The following is a 23556-nucleotide window of genomic DNA, read 5'->3' as shown; positions in this document are numbered from 1 at the left end:
CAACCAAATAAAGTAAATTAAAGTTTATTCATACTGAATGAATATTAAGCGCCTGAATGACAATTTAGAACAATCGGTTTTTACCGCTTAACATCGTCTTACTTATTGTTGTTTATTATCTAATGGTGAAATAACGGTTAATAAATAACTCAACCTCGAGAACAGAAGTTGAGCTATTTATATCATTCAATTATGTAAAAATTATGATGTTAATGAACGACGAAAAACGTTGAAATCTGCGATAGTTTTCTGTGTTGGTGGTGAAACTTTACTAATAATAACGCCAAATAACATTGCCAAAACAAACCCAGGAACGATTTCATATAACTCAAAAAGCCCCCCGGTCATTTGTTTCCACACTACAACAGTTATCGCACCCACCAAAATGGTTGCAATAGCCCCATTACGGCTATAACCCTGCCAAAAAAGTGATAATAGCACCACAGGACCAAAAGCCGCGCCAAACCCAGCCCATGCATAACTGACTAAACCCAATACACTGCTTTCCGGGTTTAACGCAACTAAGCCAGCAACTAAGGCGATAGCAATGACACCTATTCGACCCACTAACATTAATTCTTTACTGCTAGCTTGAGGACGCAACCATTTAAGATAAAAATCTTCAGTGATTACACTAGAACAGACCAATAATTGTGAATCAATGGTACTCATGATGGCAGATAAAATGGCCGCAATGAGTAAGCCGCCTACCCAAGGATTAAAAGCTGCATTGGCTAAATGAATAAAGACCGTCTCTGGGTTTTTAAGTGGCTCTGCGGCAAAGTAAAGACTACCAGCAATACCTGTTGCTAAGGCACCGACTAGCGACACTAACATCCAACTCATGGCAATACGACGTGAAAGCACCAGATCTTTTGGATTTCCAATTGCCATAAAACGAGACAAAATATGCGGCTGACCAAAATAACCCAGTCCCCAAGCCAATAAAGATACAAGACCCATCACCGTGGTGTTTTCACTAATAAACGACAACATGGTGGGATCAATGTGTTCAAAATTGGCTTGTGTATTAGGTTCGCTAAAGATTGAAATAGGTACAATGACGAGCGCGACTAACATTAAGCAACCTTGAAAGAAGTCTGTCCAACTAACGGCAAAAAATCCGCCAACAAAGGTATAAGAAACGATAATGAATGAACCGATCAATAAGGCAACGGTATAATCGAGGCCAAATACTTTTTCAAATAATATTGCGCCGCCGACCATGCCTGAAGAAGTATAGAAGGTGAAAAAAATTAGGATTGTTAATGCCGAAACAAGTCTTAATAGCCCATGAGAATCATTAAATCGATTTTCAAAAAAGTCGGGTAATGTTAATGCATTATCGGCCATTTGGGTGTAAATGCGCAGACGTCTAGCAACAAATAACCAATTAAGCCAAGCCCCAAACACTAATCCAAAACCAATCCATGCTTCGCCTAATCCACTTAAATATACGGCACCAGGCAAACCAAGTAATAACCAACCTGACATATCTGATGCGCCAACACTTAACGCTGTTACAGCGGGGCCCATTTTTCTGCCACCAAGAATGTAATCATCCACGGTATCGGTTTTGCAGTAGGCCCAGTAACCAATTGTCATCATTAAGGCGAGGTATCCGATGAAGGTAATGATGATTGGTGTTTGAATATCCATATTGCTTCCAAGTTATTATTCTTATGGTCAACATGCTAGCAGAAGTTTGATTTAGTTCACACTTTGATTTTTCTAGTTGAAAAAAAATCCGCTATTCAATGAAGTAGCGGATTTTAAATGGTTATCAGTAGATATTAAATAAAGGTGTTTTCAACTTCTTTTTTGACAAAATCAAGGTCTGAAGCGGGTTCTCCAACCAAGACCATATAAGCATCGGCTGTTTGAAAACTTTTGCCTTTATACTGATTATCAGCAAAGGCTTCTTCTAATACAATCCGGTTTTCTATGGGCACAATGAACAGGGTAACCTTGTTTCCAAGCTCGTCAGCCATCACCAAATGCAATGATTTGATACCTTGAAAATCACAATATGAAGTGTAAAAAACACGCCCAGGCTGTTGAATAAACTTAGAATCACTCAAACCATCTAAACCAGCTAGTTTAAAATTGACGTCATTAAAACCAATATCTTGTTCCATGATCAATGCTTTGGTTTCATGATGAACATGAGCCAATGAGTTTTCCCCTAGGTTTACTGGCGTAAAGCGCAATAAACTAAAGCTGACTCCCACAATGAAAGCAACTGATGCCGCCATCGCCATCATATAACGAGTGTGTTTTTTACTCTTTTGGTGTTGGCTTAATTGCTGTCGTAAAATTAATTTATCAGCTAAATCATTAGGCACATCAATACTGAGTGCTTGAGTGAGTTTATGGTCAAATGCTTTTAGGTCTTTGACAAATTTAGCATCGTCTTGATTTTCAGCTAAATGAGCTAAAAATTCATCGGACTGATTATTGGGGTCACCGTATGCTTGGCGACGAAACTGTAGATCATCCATTTGATTGACCTCTTACCTCTGGTGCTTCGAGAGCGTCTTTTAACTGGTTTCTGGCTCTAAATAAACGGGTCATTACCGTATTTCTATTGAGTTCGAGCATGGTGGCAATTTCTTCACCACTAAACCCGCCAATCAGCTGCAATAACAAAGGCTCTCGATATTCAATATCGAGTTTACCTATTTGACGACGTAACCAATACTGTTCGGTATCATCTTCATGACTTGTCGATAAAACATCTTCAAGTAAATCTTGTTCAACGTCACTGTAGTCAAATTGTTTACGCTCAAAACGTCTGGCATTTTCCCGTCTTAAAATGGTAATTAACCAGGCTTTAGCGGCTTTTTCGTCATTTAAAGAGTCCAAAGAACGCCACGCTCGTAAGAACGTTTCTTGAGTAATATCTTCTGCGACATGTTTATCACCACATAACCAAAAGGCATAGCGAAAAATGTCGGTATGAAGCGCCCTGACAAGGCTATCGTATCGTCGTTGTTTTGTTAGCATCTCAGATAAGACCGCGGGTTCAGCCTTTTTCTTACGCAGGTAATCAAACATTTTTTAACTTTTTTGAGTTAATCATATGTAACAGCTTAAAAAGAGGTGGGATTAATAGCAAGCTAAATAGCATAAACACTCTGCTATTTAGCTTTTTAATCTAAGGGTTAAGCTCTGCAATTATCGATTTGCTACTGGCTTGAGATGGCTGTTGATAGGCTAAAATTGCATCTATGAGTGACTTTTTGTCCATAGCTTGAGGATGACGGCTGTATTTATCAGCTTGTAATTTACTAATGGCAATTTCAAGTTGTGTTGATAATCCACTAATTTGAGTCAAGCTCATTGGCTGGCCTAAGCGATCGCTAAAATAATCTTGTAATGCTTTAATAGCGGCACTACTGTCATTACGATCGCAAGCATGAATAATGGCTTTTAATTCTGCGGTCGTGCTTTTTAATGGCGTTTTTTTGTGGTTAGGAGAAACCTGATTATCCCTAGTATTTGCTGCTACTGCTTTTCGCCATAATACTAACGTTATTATCCACAGTAGTGCCAATACTCCGCTAATCCACGGCCAATATCCAGCAGAGCTATTTACCGTAAAACGGTCCGCTGATGGAATATCTGTTGGCGTTACGGTACTGCCAATAACATTAATCGTACGTGCAGGAAGAGTAGCAAATTGTTGTTTTTTAAGATGTGGATTCCACCAAGGCACTCGTATCTCTGGCAATGTGTATGTACCCGGTTTTGTTGGTACTATGGCCGTCGTTAAACTGTACTGTGATACAACTTGATTGTCGCGTACAAAGGTTTGCCTTAATGGCTTTTCTGGATAGGCTTTTAATCCTTCAACCAGCGGTATATCGATATCGGGCAAGCTGGTGTCATCGGTATTTGATGCTATCAAGCTAATGGTGCGAGTAATAGGGCTGCCTACTTCAAATTCGCTGATATCGTCTGGCCAAGTTTCTTTTAATACTGCAATGTCACTGACAAGCCATTTTCCTTGGTAGCTTGGCGGTGTTGAATTGATTTGAATGACTTGTCTTTCTGCTTCAGTTTGCATCGGCCGACTTTCGTTAAAGCCAAACATTCCACCTCGTCTTGGCGCTTCCACAAGTACGTCGCCTGAAAAGCTCGCGCCGTTGATGACTAATTCTCCTGGGAGATCGGCAATAATACCGTAAGTGCGTTCTATCACTCTAAACCGACGGCCATCGACAATTTCGTTGCCGTCTTTATCCTCTCCAATTTGTTTGACTTGCGCACCTTCTACTGTGGGAGCACTTATGACACCGCGTTGCAGCTCAACGGCTAAATAGAGCTTCACTTTATAGGTAATTAATTGACCGACATAAGCGTCAGAAGTATTGGTGTTAGTCTTAATAAACACGTTTTGTGCTTCACTGGTCTTGGCACCTTGAGGCATGACCTTCACCGAGATGGGCTGTGAACTTACTCCGTTGATATTGAACGCCGGTATGGTGACATCACCTAATGATTTAGGTGACAGTAATACCTGCCATCGGGTTTCTTTTGTGGTGTCAAAGTTAACCATTCTGGTACTGCGGCCAACACTAGTTCTGCCAACAATAAAGTTTTTGAGTAACACTGAAGTATCTAACGCTCCAGCGCTGAGGTCATCATCGGCCGTAATATCGAGCACAAAGTACTCCCCAGCAATGACAGGGTTACGATCTATTGTTGCTTGCACTTGGCTAAGGGCAAATACCGGGGCTGCAATGATGAATAGCAATAGGCTACAAAAGGTTCTAATTACCACTGTTCATTATCCTTAGTCGGTTGACTATTTTGACGACGTTTTTGATATTCGAGCTGCATTTTATTACGGATCAACACTTGTGGGTCTTCGTTGATGGCGCGAAGGGCTCGTTCCATATCTGCTGGCAGTTTATCTTGGTTTGCTTGCGATGCAGATATCACTTCTGATGATTTACCTTCTGTTGCCGTTTTGTCACTTGGTTGTGCTGAGGCTGCAGAAGTATTCATTTTTTGACTGTCATCAGTTTGTTGTTCACCTCTTTTACTGGCATTAGCCTGCATACTCGCTTCGTTATTCTCTGGCGTGTCTTGGTTTGCAACATCATTTTGTTGAGAAGATTGGTTATCTTCAGATGATTGTGGTGCCTGCGGCTCAGCGCTATTTTGTTTTTGGTCACTTTGTTGCTGATCATTCTGTGCCGATTGCGATTGCTCACCGTTTTGTTGTTCATCAGAGTTTGATGTCTGATCAGCTTGTGGCTGTTGATTCTGTGACTGTTGTTGCTCGCTATCAGATGAACGGTCATTGTTATCGTTAGATTGATTTTCAGTGTTCTGATCTTGGCTTTGTTGGTCAGATTGATCTTGTTGACCCTGTTGATTTTTCTGTTGGCCTGATTGCGACTGATCAGGCTTTGATTGATCTGAATCACTTTTATCTGACGAAGATTGCTCTGATGATGAATTATCATCATTTGAATTTGACTGATCTTGTTCTGACTTATTTGACTCTTGCTTAGAGGGATCTTGTTGCTGTTGTTCAAGCAATTTTTGAGCTAAGGCCAAATTCTTTTCTGCCTCGTTAAAAGGTGACAGTGCTGCTATGGCTTTTTGGTAACGAGCGATTGCTTCTTTATAATCTTTTAGCTGCATCAGCGCATTACCCTGATTATATAAACCTTGGGCACTATTATCTTGCTCAAACTCGGCTAATGCTTGTTGATAATCGCCTGCTTTATAGTGGGCAGAAGCACGCCATTGTGAGTCTTTAAATGTGTCAGCAGCCTGAGCAAATTCACCTTGTTGGAATGCCGATTGTGCTTGTTGATCTTTGGTTTGCCATAAATCTTGCCACACAGAGGCTTGCGCCGGTTGGCTCTGGGTCAGACTAAATGCCATTGCAGTCGCCAGCAACAATGCGGGGTTAAGCATGATGGTTAATAATCCTTGTCTAAAACTCATTAACATCGGGATGATTAATAACATGGCAAGGTATGGTCCCAGATCTTGCCATGCTTCACCAGCAAGTTCTGTTTCGGTTGCTTTACCGTCGGATGCCAACCACTGGGTTAGGGTGGTGACATCGCTGCCATCAGTTTGTGCTGGGACGAGGATCCCTTGATGTTGTTGCACCAGTTTTTGTAATAAACCGTAATCTGTTTTAGCGACAACGACTTCGTTACTATTATCACGTAGTAATTGGCCGTCAGCTAATCGGATAGGGGCTCCTTGCTTACTGCCAAAAGCCATGATCGATAAACGATAACGACTGTTTAGCGCCGTGGTTGCTTGATTAAATTGGTGTGCGGAAATGCCATCGGTCATAACAATAATGTCACCAGTAACATGACCGCCTTGTGCGAGCAGTTTTTCTGCCAAAGATAATGCAGCCGCCAAGTTTGAGCCTTTGGTCGGCATAATATCGGGCGATAATGTAGGCAGTAAGTTTAAAATGGTGCCACTGTCGCGAGTTAATGGGCTAATAGTGTATGCATCACCAGCATAGGCTATCAGTCCGGTTTCACCTTCTTTTAATTCATTAAGTAAATCGGTCGCTCTAAATTTGGCATAAGATAACCGATTAGGACTTAAGTCCGTAGCGTACATTGACTGAGACATGTCCATCACCAGTACTCTACCTTGCTCGGTAGCAAACACCGGCAGGCTTTGTTTATTTAATGCAGGACCAGCAATAGCGATAACGGCAATGATCCAACAAACTATTAATAACCATTTAGGTTGATGGGTTTTCTCAACAGTTTGGCTTATTAATAACTGGCTTAAATGTGGGGCGATATATTGCTTCCAAGCCGATTGCTGACTCTGTTTACGCCAAAATAGTGTGCTTAATATCAAAACTGGGATGAGCCCCCAAAGCCACTCAGGGCGAATAAAATGCACCATTATTGGTTCGCCTCTTTGTTTTTGCCTGTTTTAGGTAATGTTAACGAAGGCCATAGTTGTTGCAAGCTGATTAAGAAACTGATTAATAATGACATTAATAAAGGCCAATAAAATAATTCACTTTTAGGGCGGTAACTCAATTGATCTCGACTCACTGGTTCTAGCTTGTCTATTTCTTGATAAATGCCTTCGAGATCTTCGCTGTTTCTAGCTCTAAAATAATAACCTTTAGTCAGATCTGCTATTTTTTTGAGTTGGCCTTCGTCTAAATCCATTGATGGATTAACACGTTCTTTGCCAAAAATAGTGCGACGTTCTAATACATCTGCGCCAACACCAATAGTGTAAATGGTGATATTACGTTTAGCGGCAATTTGCGCGGCAACTTCAGGCTCTATGTTACCGGCGTTATTAGAACCGTCTGTCAGTAGAATCAATACTCGGTTACTTTCTGCAACTTTATCAAAGCGTTTAACCGCAAGCGCTATGGCTTCACCTATAGCGGTTTGTTTGCCGACTAAGCCAATTTGCGCATCATCTAAAAATGTGGCGACTGAGCGACGATCTAACGTTAGTGGTGCTTGTAAATATGCATGGTCAGCAAATAGGATCAGCCCAAGCCGATCTCCTTTTCGACGTTCAATAAAGTCACTAAGCACATGTTGTATTAGCGTAAATCGGTTAACCGTTTGTCCGTTTATCACCATGTCTTCAATTTGCATACTGCCCGATAAATCAACTGCCATCATTAAATCGCGGCCTTTTGCCGGTAGTTCTATTGGATCGCCAAGCCATTGTGGTCGAGCTATCGCTAATAATAAAAAAAGCCACATTAACCAGTAACGTTTTCGGCCAAATTTATAGTTTGTTGTGGTGGCATTTGTGACGGTTGCGGAGATACCCGGTAATTGTAAATACCCGCCAGCGCTGTTCATATTGACACGTTTAATCAATAACGGCAGCGGCAGCAATATTAATAACCATGGCCAATAAAGTGCTAACATTAGGCCTCCTGATGTGTAGGTGTGGATGCTAAGGTGACATCATTAAAATGACGTTTATTGCTTAACCAAGCGCTTGCTAAATGTTGTAATTGCACTTTTTCAGATGGGTTTAGACCGTTAGCTTGATGACGCTTAATTAATAACTGACCAATTTTATGTTGTTGTTCAGGTGCCAGACGGGTATCTAACCAATCAAACCAAGGTTGTCCGTTGAGTTTGGCAAAATGTTCGCGAGGTAAATAAGTTAATGCGGTGCGCTTAAGTAAGCTATTTACCTGTGCGGCAAAGTTATCATCTTCAATGTCATAACTCTGGAGTAGCGTCAGCGCTTTTTTGCGTGGAGCATGATATTGGCGCTGCTTATATAAGCGTTTGGCCAACCACAAGGCTAAAATGACAAATACAGCTGCGATTATCCAATACCCTGGTGCTGTGGGAACTGCACTTATTGGATCAGGTAATTGAATATCTTGCATTTGAGATAATGCTGATACATGTTCATCAGTTGGCATTGGCTGTGTCGGTAAATTTGAAGTGGTCATTTAACGTAAAATTTCCAATTGTGCACTGAGCGGTTTGCCTGCATCAATAAACTTTGGTTGCACTTTTATTAAATTCATTAACGAGACAAATTGCTGTATTTTTTGTTGCTGAGTGCCTAGCCAAGCTTCATAACTTTGGCGGGTTAACGTCAGTTGTTGCTGGCCATCACGTACCGGTAAGGCAAATTGTTTGGGTAAAGCTAAAGTCCCTTGTCTTAAAGGATCGGTTACTACAAATACACCAATATCACAGTAGCGGGATAGTTCCGTTAATGGCGCTAAACATTGTTGGTTAATGTGTTGCCCGTCTGTGATGATCCAAATAAGTGATCCTGGTTTAGCAATACGCTGTAAACGTTGACAGGCTTTAAACATATGACCCGGTTCGGGTGACAATTGATTAATTTGGTCTAATTGCTGCTGATGCGCATTAATTAGCCCTGAGGTTAGCTGCAAAATACCTTGACGACGACTACGTGGTTTGAGCTCTAAATGATTTGTTTCACTGGCAATTAATGCTCCAATTCTATCGCCATTATTGATAGCGTTCCAACCTAATGTTGCGGCTAAATGTGCCACTTGAACCGATTGAAGTAAGAGTTGTGAGCCAAAATACAAGCTGTGGCTTAAATCAATTAATAGCAGAATAGGGCGTTCACGCTCTTCAACAAACAACTTAGTGTGTGCCACCCCTGTGCGTGCCGTTACCCGCCAGTCAATGGTGCGAACGTCATCACCATTTTGGTAATGACGCACTTCAGCAAACTCCATCCCGCGGCCTTTGATAAGACTGCTTCGATGACCTGACAATGCTGCTTTTGCGCGTGATTTACGATCGGGCATCGCGCGCGACAGACTTTGACAAGCAATAAGCTCTTGCTCATTTAAGCTCACACCATCACTGTAAAGTGGTAATGAATTAGTTTGGTTCATCATAGCCTGATCATGCTTAATAATAGGTGTTCGAATGGGAACATTTACGGTACAGCAACTTGGCTTAGTATGTGATCAATTACCTGATCGGCCGTAACGCCTTCAGCTTGAGCTTGGTAACTGAGTAACAAACGATGTCGTAATACATTGGGCGCTACAGCTTGAATATCTTCTGGTGATACAAAATCACGCTCATATAACCAAGCTCGTGCTCTTGCACAACGTTCTAATGAGATCGTCGCGCGCGGGCTTACACCATATTCAAGCCATTTCGCCAAATCAGCACTGTAACGGGCCGGTTGGCGCGTTGCCATCACAATTTCAACAATATATTTTTCTAAGGGGTCAGCTAAATAAATCTCTAAAGCTTGGTCCCGAGCAGCAAACACATCGGCTTGGGCGACGGGATCTATCGTTGGCAATTGATGAGTTTTGGCCTCATTACGGGACTGGCGTAAGATTTCAACTTCAGTTTCAGCGCTGGGGTAATCAAGGTTTAAATGCATTAAGAAACGATCTAATTGCGCTTCTGGTAGCGGATAAGTCCCTTCATTTTCTAGCGGGTTTTGTGTTGCCATTACTAAAAACAGTTCAGGTAAAGGATAACTGTGTTTACCCACGGTAACTTGGCCTTCAGCCATTGCCTCTAATAAAGCCGATTGTACTTTGGCTGGGGCACGGTTAATTTCATCTGCAAGAATTAAATTATGGAAAATAGGTCCGGCTTCAAATTCAAATGTGCCCGTTTGTTGACGGTAAATATCAGTACCCGTTAAATCGGCTGGCAGTAAATCAGGCGTAAACTGGATACGGTGAAACTCGCCTTCGACACCGTCACATAATGCTTTTACTGCGCGGGTTTTGGCTAAACCTGGTGGGCCTTCAACTAATAAATGTCCGTTGGCGATAAGTGCTATCAGCAAGTTTTCTGTTAATACGGGCTGACCTAACACTACTGTATCTAAATAGGTGCGAAGTGAGTGGAAACGACTTAACGGCATAGCAGTACTCAATTTATTTAGTTGGTATTGGGGTTATTAGAACCTATGTTATGAATTCTATTGGTTTTTGGCTAGTAGGATTAACACTATTTAACTTTTTACTAGACAGATAGTTGTAAACGCCTGTTTAAAACTATTCAATAAAAAGTTAGAATCAGATCACACTTTGATGGTCTGACCAGATTATCTAACAAAATAGAAACTTACCGGCGGAGCCGAGTTGAGCTAACAATAATAGAGGGTGGCATATGAGTGATAGACAACAAGTAACAAATTCCCGGGGCGAACGCATTGCGATTGTTGCTGGTTTACGAACACCATTTGCGAAACAAGCAACTGCTTTTCATGGCGTGAATGCGTTGGATATGGGCAAAATGGTGGTAAATGAGTTGCTGTCTCGCTCTGAAATTGACCCTAAATTAATAGAACAACTTGTATTTGGAAAAGTGGTACAGATGACCGCCGCGCCAAATATTGCTCGTGAAATTGTGTTAGGAACTGGGATGAATGTCAATACAGATGCTTATTCTGTTACTCGCGCTTGTGCGACTAGTTTTCAGTCTACTGTTAATGTGGCAGAGTCAATCATGACCGGTAATATTGAAATTGGTTTAGCGGGTGGTTCTGATTCGTCTTCTGTATTACCTATTGGAGTATCAAGAAAACTGGCTCATGCTTTAGTCGATCTAAATAAAGCGCGTTCGTTTAAAGAGAAATTTGCGATTGCACGTCGTTTGGGTTTGAAAGATCTTTTACCTGTACCGCCAGCCGTTGCTGAGTATTCAACAGGCTTGTCTATGGGACAAACAGCAGAACAGATGGCAAAGACTTATCATATTAGTCGTGCAGATCAAGATGCATTAGCCCACAGGTCGCATACTTTGGCGACAGAAGCTTGGAATGCAGGTGTTCTTCGTGATGAAGTGATGACAGCCCACATTGCTCCATACAAGCATTTTATTGATCGCGATAATAATATTCGTGAAAATTCAGTTTTAGAATCTTATGCTAAATTACGTCCAGCCTTTGACCGTAAACACGGCACAGTAACAGCGGCCAACAGCACACCGTTAACCGATGGTGCATCTGCGATTATTCTAATGAGTGAAGGTCGTGCTAAGGCCTTAGGTTATCAGCCAATAGGTTTCATTAAGAGTTATGCGTTTACTGCTATTGATGTTTGGCAAGATATGTTGATGGGGCCTTCATATGCCACACCATTAGCATTAAAACGTGCTGGTATGGAATTAGAAGATTTAACGCTGATTGAGATGCACGAAGCATTTGCTGCACAAACTTTAGCAAACATGCAAATGTTCGGTTCTAAAAAGTTTGCCCAAGAAAAACTAGGTCGAAATCGTGCTATTGGCGAAATCGACATGAGTAAGTTTAATGTATTAGGCGGTTCACTGGCTTATGGCCATCCTTTTGCGGCAACGGGTACTCGTTTGATCACTCAAGTATGTCGTGAGCTTAAACGCCGCGGTGGTGGTACTGGTTTAGCAACTGCTTGTGCTGCAGGTGGTTTAGGCGTAGCAATGATTTTAGAGGTGGAGTAATGAGCATGGAAAAAACATTTAATTTAGCTCGTCGTGACGATGGTATTGCGATTTTAACCATGGATGTTCCTGGTGAAACCATGAACACGTTAAGAGCAGAGTTTGGTCCTGAAATTACAGAAATTTTAGCTGAAGTAAAAGCTGATCCAAGTATTACCGGTTTGGTGGTTATTTCTGGTAAGGCTGATTCCTTTGTTGCGGGTGCCGACATTAGCATGCTTGCGGCGTGTAAGAGTGAGGCGGATGCTAAGGCATTGTCACAACAAGGTCATGTATTATTTTCTGAACTTGAAGGATTATCGATTCCTGTTGTTGCTGCTATAAATGGTGCTTGTTTAGGTGGAGGTTTAGAATTAGCGCTAGCATGTCATTTACGTATATGCAGTGATGATAAAAAAACCATGTTAGGTTTGCCAGAAGTACAACTGGGTCTGCTGCCTGGTACGGGCGGTACTCAGCGATTACCACGTTTAGTTGGTATTACTACAGCACTTGATATGATGCTAACCGGTAAACAAATTCGTCCTAAACAAGCACTGAAAATGGGTTTAGTGAATGATGTAGTTCCCAATTCTATTTTGCTTGAAACCGCGATTGAGTTGGCGAAGAAAGGCAAGAAAGCGGCTAAACCTGTTGTTCAATCTAAAATTAATCAGTTTTTAGAATCAACATCATTTACCCGAGACATTATTTTTGATCAAGCACGCAAGCAAGTACTCAAGAAAACTCAAGGTAATTATCCTGCACCAGCCAAGATTATTGACTGCGTTCGTCAAGGTATGAGTAAAGGTGTGGTGAAAGGCTTAGAAGTTGAAGCCACACATTTTGCTAATTTGGTGATGTCTAAGGAATCTGCCGCATTAAGAAGTTTGTTCTTTGCTACGACAGAAATGAAAAAAGAGACCGGTGCTGAAGGTGCTGAACCTCGTGAAGTCAAAAAAGTGATGGTGATTGGTGGTGGCTTAATGGGCGGCGGTATTGCGTCTGTGACAACCACTAAGGCTAAGATACCTGTTCGTGTTAAAGATATTTCTGAGCAAGGTTTGAGTAATGCCTTAGCCTATGCTTATAAGCTATTAGATAAAGGGGTTAAGCGTCGTCATATGACGCCTGCCGTTCGCGATAATATCATGTCGTTAATGACAACAACCACCGAGTATAATGGGGTTAAAGATGCTGATATTGTTGTTGAGGCAGTATTTGAAGATTTAGCATTGAAACATCAAATGGTGAAAGATGTTGAGCGTGAGTGTGGTGAAAACACCATTTTCGCATCTAATACCTCATCGTTACCCATTGGACAAATTGCCGAAGCAGCAAGCCGTCCTGAAAATGTGATTGGTTTACATTACTTCTCTCCAGTAGAAAAAATGCCATTAGTTGAAGTGATTGCTCATAAAACAACATCACCTGAAACCATTGCCACAACGGTGGCCTTTGCTCGTAAGCAAGGTAAAACGCCAATTGTTGTACAAGACGGTGCAGGTTTCTATGTTAACCGTATTCTTGCACTTTATATGAATGAAGCGGCACAGCTATTACTAGAAGGCCAGCGAATAGAACATATTGACAGTGCCTTAGTTAAATTTGGTTTCCCTGTCGGCCCAATGACATTGCTCGATGAAGTGGGTATTGACGTTGGCGCTAAGATTTCGCCTATTTTAGAAAAAGAGTTAGGCGATAGATTCAAAGCACCTGCGGCTTTTGACAAATTATTAGCTGATGAACGTAAAGGCCGCAAGAATGGTAAAGGTTTCTATCAATATGGCCCTAAAGCGAAAAAAGCCAAGTTGGTTGATGAGTCTGTTTATAAGGTGTTGGATATTGCAATCGCTTCAGATAAAGAAGCGAAAGAAGTGGCTGAGCGTTGTACCATCCAAATGTTAAATGAAGCTATTCGTTGTCTTGAAGAGGGGATTATCGCTTCAGCTAGAGATGGTGATATTGGCGCCATATTTGGCATCGGTTTCCCGCCATTTCTTGGTGGGCCATTCCGTTATATTGATACTTTAGGTGCCGCCAATTTAGTGACAACGTTACATCGTTACCAATCACTCTACGGTGATCGTTTTGCACCATGTGATACGTTAGTAAACATGGCTAATGATGGAAGTTTATTTTATAAAAAATAAAGTAAATGCTTCTATCTGATAGCTTTTTAGTTATCGGTTTGTAAAAAAGCGGCAAGTTATTGCCGCTTTTTTATTGTATAAAGGCATTCTTTTGCCTGATTTTTAATCAATGCGATACTTCTTTTCGGTATAATACCTATTTTAAAGTATTATAATGTTATTCCATCATATGGATTTAACTTCTGAATTAAGCCGTAATAGCTAAATCATCTAATATTAAGGTTATTCTTTACGAGTCTAAGAAAAGTCGTAGGGATTAGATTAACTGAGTTGTTTGAGGTTCTGTGAGAATGTTGTTCAGTGGGTTATTTTTGCTTTTAGTATCAAATGTAAGCAGTAGATTTTTATTTGGATTTGCTGCTTATAAACATGGACTAGCTGTAAAGCGCTGGGGATGCGTTGGCTGTATTCTAGGGCCACTTACTTACCCTTTATTTAGTACACATAAACGCTTAGCTGATATGAAAATTTGGCGACATGGGCGATATAGAATAGATTGCTAAACTCATTTTGGTTTGCTGTATCAACATTCAAATAAAAACAAAAAAGGAGCTTAAGCTCCTTTTCTATGGCTGATGGTTAATCATCAGTATCTTACGAATTACTTCCACCAAGCTCTTGCTTGGATAACTTCAAGGTGGTTTAAACCTTCAGGTAATGTTACTTTTTTGCGAGCTGGTTTTGCTAAACCAAGTGCTATTTTTAGAGAAGTAAACATAGGGTTCTCCTTAAGCTGTTTGGGTGTCTAAAACTTTGATACCAGGAACTTTAGCTGTTTGAGTGTCTAGCACTTTGATACCAGGAACTTTAGCTGTTTGAGTGTCTAGCACTTTGATACCAGGAACTTTAGCTGTTTGAGTGTCTAGCACTTTGATACCAGGAACTTTAGCTGTTTGAGTGTCTAGCACTTTGATACCAGGAACTTTAGCTGTTTGAGTGTCTAGCACTTTGATACCAGGAACTTTAGCTGTTTGAGTGCCTAGCACTTTGATACCAGGAACTTTAGCTGTTTGAGTGTCTAGCACTTTGATACCAGGAACTTTAGCTGTTTGAGTGTCTAGCACTTTAATGCCAGGAACTTTAGCTGTTTGAGTGTTTAGCACTTTGATACCAGGAACTTTAGCTGTTTGGGTATCTAGCACTTTGATACCAGGAACTTTAGCTGTTTGGGTATCTAGCACTTTAATGCCAGGAACTTTAGCTGTTTGGGTGTCAAGTTCATTTACAATAGTAACATTACTGATAGATAAAGCAGATATAACAGCTACTGTAATTATTCCTTTAATCATTTTAATCTCTCTTATATTTAGTAATTCAAGCTCAGGGTTAAATAACAATATTATTTTGACAACTGAGTATTAATTAGCATTTGTCATGCCAAATATAAGAAATAAATATTTATTTTTTCATTATAGTGCCGTTGATCGTGTCAAATTTGAGTTTATCTGCTGTCAGCATTAGTTCAAAGTCAGCTTCTCTAATAGGTTTGCTATAGATATAGCCTTGAATTTCTTCACAGTTAAGCGCTTTTAGAATATTTAATTGTGCAGTTTGTTCTACACCCTCACCAACCACTGTCAGTCCCATATTGTGAGCTATCGTAATAATAGAATCGACCATCTTGAGGTCTCTGTCTGATTTATCAATATCATCAACAAAGGTTTTATCGATTTTTAAACAGTGAATAGGGAATCTTTTTAGATATGATAAAGAAGAATAGCCTGTACCAAAATCGTCAAGCGCCAGACTGACGCCCATTTTCGCTAATTGTTGCATTACTTTAATGGCCTGTTCTGGATTTTTGATGACAGTGCCTTCAGTAATCTCTAGTTCTAAGTGTTTGGCCGGTAGTTTTGTGAGTCGTAAAGTTGACTCTATTCGTTGCTGTAAATCAGGGAGTGCAAACTGCCTCGACGATAAATTGACAGCGACTCTGCCGCTAAATAGACCTAATTCGAGCCATTTTTGCGCGGCAAAACAGGCTTTTCTTAGTACAACATCACCAATTTCTACTATCAAACCGTTTTCTTCTGCTAGGGGGATAAATTCATTTGGTCCAATCAGGCCTAGTTTCGGGTGGTTGAGTCTAACTAATGCTTCCATACCATTGAGTCGATCCATTTTTACATCGATTTTAGGTTGGTAATACACTTCGAATAGGTCATCCTTTAGTGCTTCTCGGATCAAACTTTCTATTTCTAGTTGACGTAGTGCATTTTGGTTTAATGATTCAGAATAAAATTGATAGCGATTACCACCACCTGATTTTGCGTGATACATGGCAATATCGGCTTTACGTAGTAATGCCTGCTCGTTTTGCTCGTCTTCAGGATAAAGCACAATGCCGATACTAATACCTAACACCAGTGAGTCATTATTAAGAGTGAAAGCTGGCTTTAGACAATTTATCACTTGTGTTGCAATTGCTGCACATGATCCGATATCAGGATGTTGGTCGACAAGTAAGGCAAATTCATCGCCTCCTAAACGGTATAAGCTGGCATGTTTTGGAATGGCCAACTGAATTCGTTCAGCAACACCAATTAATAAATCATCACCAATTTGATGACCTAATGAGTCATTAATTCGTTTGAAATTATCTAAATCAAGCACCATCAGAGTGTGATGAACATCTTTTTTAACTAAGTTACTGAGTGTCACTTGCAAGCTAGAGCGATTAGGAAGACCAGTAAGTAAATCATTATTGGTTAATTTTCTGAGTTCCTCTTCTTGTTGCTTACGGCGAGTTATATCGGAAAATACGCCGACATAATGACTTGTTTCACCTTGTTCATTGTATATTGCGTCAATTGTTATTTCCATTAAGAAAAAATTGTCTTTACCTCTACTTGCTTCAAGTTCACAGCTCCAACGCCCCTGTTGTTTTAGCAAGCTTCGTATTTGTTCGGAATAACTTGCTGGATAGCGAGTAAAATTAAGCGTTTCAGAGACAAACTTTTCTTTTGTTGATGCGGTCAGCTCACAACAAGCATTATTAACTTCAACAAATTGATACTTCTCATTAAGGATAAACATCCCTTCTGAGATGTTTTCAATTGCTCGCGCAAACAAACGTAATTGCTCTTCGGCTTGTTTGATATTATTAATGTCTTTAATGGTGCCAGTCATTCGCAGAGGCTGGTCTTTTTGGTCGCGCTCAACTATTTTGGCTCTGTCTAAAATCCAGATCCACTGTTGGTTACGTGCTTTAACGCGATAAGCAATTTCAAAGTGATCAGTTAAGGCATTAAAGTGATCATTTAATGCTTTTGTTACCCGTTCTCTATCTAATGGATGGATATTACTTTCTTCATCAGGGTTACCCGAGCGACGACCGTCTTGAGGAAAGTCTAAAGAGCCCCAAATATTAGAGCGATAGATTTTACCACTTTCAATATCCCAGTCCCACATTTCATCGCCGCTACCCCATAAGGATAACTTTAAGCGTTCTTCACTTTGGGCTATTTGTTTTTGGGTTTGTCTACGTCGAATAACAGACCTGAAAATTAAAGAAACTATAATAAGTACTATTGTAGTGTAAATCGCTATAGCAATACTTGATAACCACCAAGGCGGTGTTATTAATATTTTTATAAATCGTTCATTTGTTTTCTGTCCAGATAGACGATGTTCTGCATAAATTCTAAAAGTATATTCACCAGATGATAGGTTTGTATAAGTTACAGTATTATTACCTTCTGTAGATAACCATGTTTTTTCAAGATCTTCTAGATAATAAAAAAACTCAAAGTCACTATTGTTCTCTCCCAGAATATTGAATTTTAGTGTAAAAGGATATTCTGAGTATTTTAAAGTTATTTTTTCTAGAAAGTTTATTGGTTTTTCTAACTGCCCTGTTCCAATTTCGACTGGAGAGTTAAATAATAAAAGTTCTTCGAAATTAATTGTATAATTTGGTTTTTTTTCTAACGCCGAGATGATCTCAAGTGGATTCACTACAAGTAAACCATCTGAACTTCCAAGAATAATATTATCATTTATTATTAGTGTCGATTGAGTATTATAATCGTTAAATGAACCATTTTTAGTGTTTAAAATATATTTTTTATTTTTAATAAGATCAAGGATTATGATTTCTCTATTTGATGCAATAGTAAGAGTGTTTTTTACACTTGTTATAGAGTAAATTATTTTTTTTCTATCAATTACTTTAGTTGCTTTTTCATTTTCTAATAAATAAACTGAGTTTCGAGTTCCAAAAAATATTTTGTTATCACTCTTGGTTAAATTGAAAACGAAGTCGCGGTTAAATATATTTACAAAGGTGCCATTCTCGTATTTTATCAAACCACTTTGTGAAGCAATCCATAAAGTATTATTGTCGAGTAAAGTATCGTATATAGGGTAACCCGTCTTTGTATCAAGTGTTGTGATGATTTCCCCATCAAGAGTGACTTTATATATTTTGCCATCGAAGGTAGATACAAAAACTATATCCCCATATTTTCTAATATTAAATATAACATCTGTAAGTATCTTTCTTTCAACTTTAGTATGATTATTTTTAAATATTAAGCCGTCGGATGAACCTATAAATATGTTATCTTTAATACTGATTATCGATTTAGGTCCATGATTGAGGTTTTTAATCTCAACGGTTTTTGATTCTAATTTTTTATCATACCTATGTATAATACTTTCATTATCAGCTATAATTATTTCATTATTAATCTGAGTCATCGACCAAATGTCTTTTTCGGGTATATTTATTCTTTTTAGGTAATTACCACTTTTTGATATATCAAAATAACCATCAACATAATTTGAAATATAAATATGTTTTTTATTTTGTGTGATTGTAACGTTGTGTAATCTTTCTTTTTTTATATCTAGGGTACCTATTTTTTTTGTTTCTAGTTTTTGGCCTATTAATTTAAGTTCATAAAGGCTATTTTTAGACATTCCAAGTCTATAAGGAGAGTCGAAGTTATCTGTTGTGATTAATGTTTTTGTTTCAAACTTAGATATTAGTTCAATATTTTGGTTAACAAGGTAAATTCCATGGATTGCTGCGACTATTAAATTGTTGTTCATGATCGTTATATCATTTGTATTTGTTATTAATTTTTTGACATTTTGCTCCCGTAATTCGAACACATCTCCTTCATAATTCCTGATAAATAGGGAGCTTTCTAATTGTATAATTTTTTTTACTTCTTTAAATTCATTTTTTATAACATCTTTTAGTATCTTTTTAGTTTTGCTTTCATAAGAGATTATTCGATTGTTTAAACCAATTAAAACTTCTTTGTTTTGTGTTGATAATGACCAAATTGCTTGTTCACCGATTAAATCTGATATCTCATTTGTAATGAATTTTTCTGTATGTTGATCGTATGTGACTAGACCTTTATCAGTTCCAACAAGAAGAACTCCATTATCATCAATCAGTAAATTACGAATAAACGAACTTGGGAGAGCACCTTCAATATCTTCAGCATAAAATGGTTTAAATACGTTACCGTCAAAACGGTTTAATCCATTGATTGTACCTATCCAAACGTAGCCATCTAGATCTTCTACTATTGAAGTTACAGAATCCTGGGATAAACCATCTGCAACTCCATAGTTTGTGTGATTAAGCAGGATATCGAAATTTGATTCTGTGTTATCAGCTTCAATGGCTGTTACGCCGAAGCTAAAAATAAAATAAACACAGATTAATAGTAATATTTTAGGCATAGATTTATACTTATTCTCTTTTGATGCCGCAAAGAAGTTGATGAATTGACTACTTTTTCAGAAAGCTGGCCCTTTGTCAAAAGCATGTTAACAAAAAAAGTGCGATTGATAGAATATTACTCAATTATTACAATAAAAATTGCATAAAGTTATTTTTTAATCAATTAGTTATAATAATACTTACGTTTTATTTAGTACCTTGTACCGTTAACCTCGCTTGCCAAACTTTGTTAACTTAACAACAACTTATTTTTCATTTTATGTTTTTCATTTTTCTGAGATAGAGATTCACTAAAACTGAAATTTATCGGCCTGCTGTTTAAACGCCTTTAAATCAACGATCATATTATCTGAACGCAAATTTGTTTGTTGATTATGCTGTTCGCCACTGTTAAACAGCACTAATCGATCGCAATCCTTACTGCGCATGTGAGCCACCATAAACTTTATCAAGTGAGCTCTGGTGAGCTTTTCGACTTCCGCAACAACCATTTCATGTTGATTAAATGCATAATCACGATTACCCAAGCTCACCCAATAACGTTGGCTGCGTGTTTTTAGATTAGTATCGTGTTCCATTATTTGAGCTATCATGCCTTGTTTAGTGCTTTCCCATTGTTCATTGGTAATTTGCATAACAGCATAATTAAAGTCGGCTATGAACTCGTCAATTGCTTCGAGCAGTTGTCTTGGACCTGTTGTGGGGGACTGAACATAAAAAATTAGCCCAGGGTGTCGGTTTAGTGGTAAATAGCCAGTACCGACCATGTAACCTAATTGCTGCTTAGTGCGCAATTCATGAAAGAAAGTAGATGACATGGTATGGTTTAATAAACTGAATAACGCCATACGTTCCGGAGTTGCCATTCGAGATTGGTAGTAGACTATAATTGCGCTATCTTGATGATCAATAGCTTTTTCGAGAAGTAACGAGCCTCTTTTATCGAGGTTGATAAGTTCGCGTGATGATTCGGCGCTGGGTTTGGTGACTAAAGACAATAGATGTTGTAATCGCTTGCCAAGTTGTTGAGCTTCTTCAACTAGCCAATCTCCGTAAACTAATCCTTCAAGATATATTTTTTTATAAAATTCGCTTACGTGATTATGTAAATCATCAAGGGTGAGTAATGCCAGTTCCTCTGCCATTCTCGCGGGTTCAAAACTTCTTTTTTGCAGCGAGACGGTTAAACTGGTAAATAATTGTGATATTGGTTTGGCTTGAGCAACATTATTCCAGCTACGTAAAATCTGTTTTTTAATCATGTTAAAGCGCTGTTCAGTAAAATTACGTTCTCGTGCTTTGTTGATAATCAAGGTTAATAACTTTTCTTGGTTACCGGTAAAACCTGTTAAATGCAGCGTAATACCGCCTTGGTGAGGGTAGATATTGTAATTAAGTCCTGCAACCTCTGCTTGGTAAGTCGGCTCTGTTAGATAATCAATAAGCATTTCAACATACAGCCTAGTTAAAGCTGCTTTTTTTGGCGTAGAGCTGGCTTGATCTGAGTCCATTGATAAGTATAAATGTCCTTTAGGAACTTTGAATTCATCATCTTTTTTGTGCCAAATACGATAGCCTTCACCTTCAGCTACTATGGTAGGTATTGGTGTATTACTTTTGTCTGCCCGAGCTCGTGGGTTGGCGACAATAAACGGATTTTTTTCAGGAAGTTTAAGTGTTTCTCTTATTGAAATTGCTGACCATTTTGCTATTTGTTGAGCCGTTAATGAGCTGACTTGGTAAGGGGTGTCATACCATTTTGCTTGACTATCAACCTGCGAGTCTTTTGCTACTGTGATGAGGCGCATATTGTTCACCGACATCATGCACAGCAATTGCTTGGTTTCATCCTCAAGCATCTCATCCATACGATAGTCGCCATAAATAATGTCTTTTATATCGTAATGGTGCATGTTGATGCTGAGATGACTCGCTAAATCCAAGGTTTTGATCTGTTCTTGGAAACGAAATGCTGTATCAAGTAAATTAGCTCGTTCTTGGTAGCGCCATGTTTGAATACCTTGTTGCTTAATCAGTTCTATGTATTCAAATACACAGGATACGACTTCATCAAGCTCAGCAAATCCTTTGTCGGTTAATTGTATGCTGATTGAATAGTCTTTAAAATTGTAACCATTAACCCCACCGCCAGCAGATAAGTTATTGGCTAATCCCTGTACTTTTAAATAGGACAGTAAACTTCCCGGACTTTCATTACCAAGCAAATGGCTGATAAATGTGAGTGGTTTTCGCTTATAAAATTGATCTATCTGTGGCAGTGCGAAGCTAATACTGACTCGCTTTTGATCTTTTAACGGTACAATTTGTATATATTTCTGTTGTTGAGCCTCTGTTATCAACGCTTCAGCTGGATAGTGTTTACTTACATTTCTATTGAGGATCTTTGAAAAGTATTGCTCAACGATAATGCCCAGTTCTGCTATTGGACGGGGGCGACAACGCATAATGTCATGATATTGGCGCTGTAATGTTGTTGATAAAAAGCCAGCAACTCATCTCGAATGTCTGCTTGTTTACCCGCTAAGGTTGTTTGATTACCGACGGAAAATTTCGAAAAAGGGTGCTTGGGGTTAACGGTTTCTTTTTGAACTTGGTAAACTCGGCGAATATCATCTTTTAATTTTAAACTAAATTCAGATTCGATTGCCTGCCTTTCTCGATCAACTAACTCTAAGTCAAACTTAGGGGCAATAAAAAATTGACTAAATCGGTCTAATGAACCTTCTAAAGCTTCTGCGTTGATACTATAGAAAAAATTAGTCTGTTCTGTGCCTGTCCACGCATTATTGTTACCACCATGTTGATTAATATAAGCATGGTATTCGCCAGAGTCTGGATATTTCTCGGTACCTAAAAACAACATGTGTTCAAGAAAATGCGCCATACCAGGTCGAGTTGCGGGATCGTCAAAATGACCAACGTTGACAGCCATAGATGCAGCTGCTTGATTTGATTGCATATCTTCAACTAACAACACTCGAAGTTGATTGTTTAATACTCGATATTGATATTGACGATGATCATTTTTGCTTTTATAAACCGCTGGAAATTCAGGCAAGAGGAGGCTCCAGAAAAGATAACTTGTTATATATTGATCTTGTTATTACTTTTTAGCAAATTACCTTGGCTTATTTTATTTAATTATCGACTAAAGTTTATCTAAATAACCCTTCTACTGGGTTTGTTGTTGCAGTGATTAGCGCTACAATTGGCAAGGAACAATAATAAAAACATCATGAGAGAAGTATGCAGCTATTTTTGATGCGTCATGGCGAAGCGAGTTTTGACGCGCCGTCAGATAAAGAGCGAAAATTAACAGAAACTGGCCGTATTGAGACTGAATTAATGGCAAATTGGTTAGCTAAACAGGTTAGTCATTTTGATTTGGTCATTGTTAGCCCGTACCTTCGTGCTCAACAATCTTGGCAAGAGGTAAGTACCCACTTACCTGAACCCCGAAAATGGGTAGTTGATGATGATGTTGTTCCGTCTGGTGATCCTAAAATAGCTGTAGATATCATATTGGCTTATGCCGAACAATATAAAGCAGATAATGTGTTGGTCATTTCACATATGCCAATATTAGGCTTTATGGTGAGTGAGTTTGTTCCGAGTATGGAACCACCTTTATTTGCAACTTCTGCAGTGGCTCATATTGACATGCTTGGCCAGCAAACTCGCTTTGTGGCAATGACCGTACCCCATCAGGTTGTGATGTAATAACAATTTTATCTGCAATTGTTTGTAAGTA

At 39.0% G+C, this 23556-nt stretch carries 14 protein-coding genes and 1 pseudogene; 3 read left to right on the top strand and 12 right to left on the bottom strand.

The features are described from left to right. Positions 1 to 201 precede the first annotated feature (201 nt). The 9 genes from putP to FCN25_RS02720 form a co-directional block, all read right to left on the bottom strand. Positions 202 to 1659, bottom strand: a complete 1458-nt coding sequence (gene putP, locus FCN25_RS02760; protein WP_137221764.1) for a sodium/proline symporter PutP — start codon at positions 1657 to 1659, stop codon at positions 202 to 204. A 134-nt stretch (positions 1660 to 1793) separates the two neighbouring features. Continuing rightward, positions 1794 to 2501: a DUF3379 domain-containing protein gene (locus tag FCN25_RS02755; RefSeq protein WP_137221762.1), complete on the bottom strand. Its 708-nt coding sequence runs from the start codon at positions 2499 to 2501 to the stop codon at positions 1794 to 1796. Then, entirely contained in the window at positions 2494 to 3057 is a 564-nt protein-coding gene (locus tag FCN25_RS02750; protein ID WP_137221760.1) for a sigma-70 family RNA polymerase sigma factor, read from the bottom strand. Before FCN25_RS02750 ends, FCN25_RS02755 begins: the two co-directional genes overlap by 8 nt. Before the next feature lie 100 nt (positions 3058 to 3157). Continuing rightward, positions 3158 to 4786 (bottom strand): BatD family protein, encoded by a 1629-nt coding sequence (locus FCN25_RS02745; protein ID WP_137221758.1) that lies wholly within the window; start codon positions 4784 to 4786, stop codon positions 3158 to 3160. Then, the gene (locus FCN25_RS02740; RefSeq protein ID WP_254693714.1) at positions 4780 to 6909 is read right to left on the bottom strand and encodes a VWA domain-containing protein; all 2130 of its coding nucleotides are present in this window, start codon (positions 6907 to 6909) and stop codon (positions 4780 to 4782) included. Before FCN25_RS02740 ends, FCN25_RS02745 begins: the two co-directional genes overlap by 7 nt. Continuing rightward, a complete protein-coding gene (locus FCN25_RS02735; RefSeq protein WP_137221754.1) occupies positions 6909 to 7913 on the bottom strand; it encodes a VWA domain-containing protein in 1005 nt (334 codons plus the stop codon). Before FCN25_RS02735 ends, FCN25_RS02740 begins: the two co-directional genes overlap by 1 nt. Continuing rightward, positions 7913 to 8455, bottom strand: coding sequence for a DUF4381 domain-containing protein (locus FCN25_RS02730; protein WP_137221752.1), 543 nt, complete (start codon positions 8453 to 8455; stop codon positions 7913 to 7915). Before FCN25_RS02730 ends, FCN25_RS02735 begins: the two co-directional genes overlap by 1 nt. After that, complete coding sequence (locus FCN25_RS02725; protein ID WP_137221750.1) at positions 8456 to 9391, bottom strand: DUF58 domain-containing protein; 936 nt, start codon at positions 9389 to 9391, stop codon at positions 8456 to 8458. Positions 9392 to 9432: 41 nt separating this feature from the next. Further along, a complete protein-coding gene (locus FCN25_RS02720; protein ID WP_137221748.1) occupies positions 9433 to 10389 on the bottom strand; it encodes a MoxR family ATPase in 957 nt (318 codons plus the stop codon). Between the two features lie 248 nt (positions 10390 to 10637). Between FCN25_RS02720 and fadI the strand changes: the two genes are divergently transcribed. Further along, positions 10638 to 11948, top strand: coding sequence for an acetyl-CoA C-acyltransferase FadI (fadI, locus tag FCN25_RS02715; protein ID WP_137221746.1), 1311 nt, complete (start codon positions 10638 to 10640; stop codon positions 11946 to 11948). Between the two features lie 5 nt (positions 11949 to 11953). After that, positions 11954 to 14080, top strand: a complete 2127-nt coding sequence (gene fadJ, locus FCN25_RS02710) for a fatty acid oxidation complex subunit alpha FadJ (protein WP_137221744.1) — start codon at positions 11954 to 11956, stop codon at positions 14078 to 14080. A gap of 728 nt (positions 14081 to 14808) precedes the next feature. Here fadJ and FCN25_RS02695 read toward each other — a convergent pair. The 3 genes and pseudogenes from FCN25_RS02695 to FCN25_RS02685 all read right to left on the bottom strand — a co-directional run bounded on the left by FCN25_RS02695 (position 14809) and on the right by FCN25_RS02685 (position 22863). Beyond that, the gene (locus FCN25_RS02695; RefSeq protein WP_137221738.1) at positions 14809 to 15369 is read right to left on the bottom strand and encodes a hypothetical protein; all 561 of its coding nucleotides are present in this window, start codon (positions 15367 to 15369) and stop codon (positions 14809 to 14811) included. 109 nt (positions 15370 to 15478) lie between these two features. Beyond that, a complete protein-coding gene (locus FCN25_RS02690) occupies positions 15479 to 19783 on the bottom strand; it encodes an EAL domain-containing protein (RefSeq protein WP_254693713.1) in 4305 nt (1434 codons plus the stop codon). 291 nt (positions 19784 to 20074) lie between these two features. Then, positions 20075 to 22863: pseudogene (locus tag FCN25_RS02685) on the bottom strand (insulinase family protein). 188 nt (positions 22864 to 23051) lie between these two features. Here FCN25_RS02685 and sixA point away from each other — a divergent pair. Continuing rightward, positions 23052 to 23525: a phosphohistidine phosphatase SixA gene (gene sixA / locus FCN25_RS02680; RefSeq protein WP_137221733.1), complete on the top strand. Its 474-nt coding sequence runs from the start codon at positions 23052 to 23054 to the stop codon at positions 23523 to 23525. The last annotated feature ends 31 nt before the right edge of the window (positions 23526 to 23556 follow it).

It is taken from the genome of Shewanella sp. MEBiC00475, assembly GCF_005234075.1.
GTDB lineage: Bacteria > Pseudomonadota > Gammaproteobacteria > Enterobacterales > Shewanellaceae > Shewanella > Shewanella polaris.
Note: the sequence above shows the minus strand (reverse complement) of the source record. Positions and strands in the feature narration are given on the sequence as shown.

What these genes read in the sequence shown, in the direction of transcription:
- putP (WP_137221764.1), bottom strand. Translation starts at nt 1,659, where the DNA reads ATGGATATTCAAACACCAATCATCATTACCTTCATCGGATACCTCGCC.
- FCN25_RS02695 (WP_137221738.1), bottom strand. Translation starts at nt 15,369, where the DNA reads ATGATTAAAGGAATAATTACAGTAGCTGTTATATCTGCTTTATCTATC.
- fadJ (WP_137221744.1), top strand. Translation starts at nt 11,954, where the DNA reads ATGGAAAAAACATTTAATTTAGCTCGTCGTGACGATGGTATTGCGATT.
- FCN25_RS02735 (WP_137221754.1), bottom strand. Translation starts at nt 7,913, where the DNA reads ATGTTAGCACTTTATTGGCCATGGTTATTAATATTGCTGCCGCTGCCG.
- FCN25_RS02725 (WP_137221750.1), bottom strand. Translation starts at nt 9,391, where the DNA reads ATGATGAACCAAACTAATTCATTACCACTTTACAGTGATGGTGTGAGC.
- FCN25_RS02740 (WP_254693714.1), bottom strand. Translation starts at nt 6,909, where the DNA reads ATGGTGCATTTTATTCGCCCTGAGTGGCTTTGGGGGCTCATCCCAGTT.
- FCN25_RS02755 (WP_137221762.1), bottom strand. Translation starts at nt 2,501, where the DNA reads ATGGATGATCTACAGTTTCGTCGCCAAGCATACGGTGACCCCAATAAT.
- sixA (WP_137221733.1), top strand. Translation starts at nt 23,052, where the DNA reads ATGCAGCTATTTTTGATGCGTCATGGCGAAGCGAGTTTTGACGCGCCG.
- fadI (WP_137221746.1), top strand. Translation starts at nt 10,638, where the DNA reads ATGAGTGATAGACAACAAGTAACAAATTCCCGGGGCGAACGCATTGCG.
- FCN25_RS02750 (WP_137221760.1), bottom strand. Translation starts at nt 3,057, where the DNA reads ATGTTTGATTACCTGCGTAAGAAAAAGGCTGAACCCGCGGTCTTATCT.
- FCN25_RS02690 (WP_254693713.1), bottom strand. Translation starts at nt 19,783, where the DNA reads ATGCCTAAAATATTACTATTAATCTGTGTTTATTTTATTTTTAGCTTC.
- FCN25_RS02730 (WP_137221752.1), bottom strand. Translation starts at nt 8,455, where the DNA reads ATGACCACTTCAAATTTACCGACACAGCCAATGCCAACTGATGAACAT.
- FCN25_RS02720 (WP_137221748.1), bottom strand. Translation starts at nt 10,389, where the DNA reads ATGCCGTTAAGTCGTTTCCACTCACTTCGCACCTATTTAGATACAGTA.